At 64.2% G+C, this 3,421-nt stretch carries 3 protein-coding genes; 1 reads left to right on the top strand and 2 read right to left on the bottom strand.

Annotation, left to right across the window (positions count from 1 at the left end; all coding sequences use genetic code 11):
- Positions 1-311 precede the first annotated feature (311 nt).
- A complete protein-coding gene (locus ENJ19_02365) occupies positions 312-1,889 on the bottom strand; it encodes a sodium:proton exchanger (GenBank protein ID HHM04572.1) in 1,578 nt (525 codons plus the stop codon).
- Positions 1,890-1,930: 41 nt separating this feature from the next.
- A complete protein-coding gene (locus tag ENJ19_02360) occupies positions 1,931-2,860 on the bottom strand; it encodes an NAD-dependent epimerase/dehydratase family protein (GenBank protein ID HHM04571.1) in 930 nt (309 codons plus the stop codon).
- Between ENJ19_02360 and ENJ19_02355 the strand changes: the two genes are divergently transcribed.
- Positions 2,859-3,421: 2Fe-2S iron-sulfur cluster binding domain-containing protein (locus ENJ19_02355; protein ID HHM04570.1), on the top strand; the 563-nt coding region annotated here is incomplete at its 3' end. The two genes, ENJ19_02360 and ENJ19_02355, sit on opposite strands and share 2 nt — an antisense overlap.

Genomic DNA, 3,421 nt, shown 5'->3' with positions numbered 1-3,421 from the left:
CCCGCGCCTCGGGCCGCTCCTCTGTGGCCACCACCGGCGGCCTGGCGGCCCGCAACTCCACCATCAAGGACGATGTGAACATCAAGATCAAATCCAAAAACCGCCGCGCCACCACCGTCGCCCGCGGCACCAACTCCAGCGCCAATACCGGCGGCGTGGTGCTCAAGTAAGGGGGTCCAAACGATGTGGCCGGGGATCACTACCCCGGCCTTCGTCGTTGTTGTTCCCTGCCACGGGCGCCACCCGCTGCGGAACCGCGCGCCCGATGGTGTGAGAGGACGGCGCGGCTGAGCCCGCCTTCTGCCCGATTGTCACGAGGGGTCGTTTTTGGCGGGGACGGTCGCTTCCAGCTGTTCCCACACGTGTTCCGCAAAACCCACGCCCACGGTGTCAAAATAATAATAGGCACCGTTGGCACCGGCCTGTTTGACGGCTTGCACTTCTTCGGGGAACATGGCGGTGGCGTGGACCAGACCGGGAAATCCCGCCTGCCGCAACAGCCGGGCCGCGCCGCTGTTGGCTTCGGAATCCGGCGTGGCCAGCAGCACCGCGCGGACGTGGCTGAGGTCGATGTTGTGCCACAAACCGGGATCTTCCGAATCGGCGTACAACACCCGCCGCCCTTTCTTGACGTGCTCGGCCACTTTCACGGGATCGGAGTCCACGCCCACGACCCGTTGCTCACGCTGGGTGAAAAAATCGTAGGCGGCCGTGCCCACCCGGCCCATGCCGACAATGAGCACCGTGGAGCCGCCCAGGCTGAGGGGCTGGTCGTCGGGGTGGCGGCGGGCGGATTCCATTTTAAGCAAACGCGGTTCGAGACGACGGTAGAGATCATGGGCGTTGCGGTTCAAGGGCGCGGCCAGGGCAAAGGAAACCGCCACTGCCAGAGCCAGCAATACCAGCCAGGACTGATCCATAAACCCTTTTTGTACAGCGATATTGGCCACGATCAAACCGAATTCGCTGAAAGTCGCCAGACTCAGGGCGGCCAGAAACGAGCTGCGCGCCCGCAGCCCGAAGCGCAGCAAAATCACAAAAAACAGCGCCGCTTTGACGGGCAGCAAGGCGGCCAATAACAATGCCCAGCCCACTTGCTCCAGGGTGGGCAGGCCGGCGATGCCGATTTGCAAAAAGAAACCCACCAGGAACACTTCTTTCAATCCCCACAGGGCATTGGACAGCTCCGACGCCCGGCGGTGGTCGGCCAGCACGGCCCCCAGCAGTAAAGCACCCAGCTCGGAGCTGAGGCCCAGCATTTCAAAACCACTGCCGCCGATGACCAGGGCGAGCAGCAGGCCGTAAAGAATCAGCAGCTCATCGTGACCATTCCAGTCCAGCAGGCGGTGTATCAGGGGCCGCAGCAGCGGCAGGGTGAGCACCAACAGGGCCCAGGGCGTGGGGGTGGCGCCGTTGGCAAAGCTCAGCAATGCCACCGCCACCAGGTCTTGCATCACCAAGATGCCAATGGCCACGCGGCCGTGGAAGGCCCGCAATTCGCGTTTGCTCTCCAGCACTTTGGCCGCCACCACGGTGCTGGAAAAAGCCAGGGCCATGGCGGTGAAAAAGGCCGGGCCCGGGCCAAAGCCCAACAGCCCGTGCAGCACCGGACCCATGATCAGCACCGACAGGCTCATATGCAGCACCGAGCCTGCCAGAACCTCCGGCCGCACCAGGCTGTTGAGGCGCAATTTGAGACCGACGCTGAACAACAGCAGCAACACACCGACGTGGGACACTTTTGCCAGCCATTCCCCGCCGCCGAAGCCAAAGGCGCTGATGCTGAAGCCGGCGAGCAGATAGCCGATCAGGGGCGGCAGGCCCAGTTGCCGCACAACGAATCCCAGCACAAAAGCGAAGCTGATCCAGACGATTTCGAGGTGTTCCATGGGTGCGTGCTGTGCTTGTGGGGGCCCGCTTCAGCGGGGACTCAATCCCTGCTTCCTTCCAGAGCGGCATTCAGATCAGGATAGCGCAAGTTGATGGCCAGCTCGCGCAGCAGCCTGCGGTTGTCCAGCCGTCTGGATTCCGTCAGAAACGACAGCAGCGCCGGGCTGAATCTCCGGCGGGCTTCGGCGAAACTGATTTCAGGGGGTGGGGGCAGACCGAAATGCCGGGCGACAGCCTGGTGGTACTCGGTCAGGGTCAACGGGTGGCCATCGGCAACGTTGTAGACCGCACCGTCTTGGCCGGCTTCCATGGCGGCCACGCAGATGCGGGCCAGATCATCGGCATGGATGAGATTGGTGGGGGGGCATTCTGCCCGCCGTATCACGGGCCGGCCCCGCCTGAGTGCCTCCAGCGGCCAGCGGCCAGGGCCGTAAATTCCCGCCACCCGCAGAATGACCACGGCCACGTCGCGGCGTTCACGCCACACCGCCAGCGACTGCTCCGCCGCCAGACGCCGCCGGGCGCGGGCGCTGGCCGGGCGCAGGGCTGCGGTCTCGTCGACCCAGGCCCCACCGCAATCGCCATATACACCGCTGGTGCTGATGTACACCAGCTTTGCCGGCAAAGCACTGGGGGGCAGGGCGGCGAGAAAACCGGCCAGGCGCGGGTCAATGTCGCCCTCGGGTGGTGGCGGCGCCAGGTATAAGACCGTATCTGCAACGAGTCCTGCCGGCCAGGCAAAGCCGGCGTCCAGATCCTGTTGCAGCACCTGTATGCCAGAGCCGGCCAGTTTCTGCGCCGCGCCGCGGGCCACGCCCCAGACTGCCGTTTCGCGCTCCTGGCACAATGCGGCAACCCGGCGGCCGATGTCGCCGCAGCCCACGATCAACACTTTGTCCAGGGTTTTTCTCCTCAAACAAATAAAGGACAATAACGTCCCCGACCCGGTCAGAATATAAGGATCACTCATGGCGTACAAAGTCCAGGTGCAGCCCAGCGGCCACACGTTCATCTGCGAAGCGGGAGAGTCGGTGTTGGACGCCGCGCTGCGTCAAGGCATAGGCTTGTCATACGGATGTCGCAGCGGCGGCTGCGGCGCTTGCAAAGGCAAGGTGGTGGCAGGGCAGGTGGACCTCGGCGAGGTGTCGCCCCAGGCCCTCAGCGAACAGGAGCAGGCCGTGGGCATGGCGCTGCTTTGTCAGGCCAGGCCGGACAGCGATCTGGTCATCGAAGTGGCCGAGGCGTTGGCCGGCACGGCCATCGAGCCGCGCAAGCTGTCCGCCAAAGTGGCAAAAAAAGAACTGTTGGCGGACGACGTGGTACGCCTCATGCTGCGCCTGCCCAACAACGTGCGCCTGCCCTTCTTCGCCGGGCAATACATTGATTTCCTTCTGCCGGACGGCCGCCGCCGCAGCTTCTCCCTGGCCAACGCGCCGCACGACGACGAGTTCCTGGAGCTGCACATCCGTCACGTGCAGGCGGGCGAGTTCACCGAATACGTGCTGCACGACATGAAAGAAAAAGACATCGT

It is taken from the genome of Gammaproteobacteria bacterium (assembly GCA_011375345.1).
Taxonomy (GTDB): Bacteria; Pseudomonadota; Gammaproteobacteria; order DRLM01; family DRLM01; genus DRLM01.
This window is presented reverse-complemented; position numbering and strand designations above follow the sequence as displayed.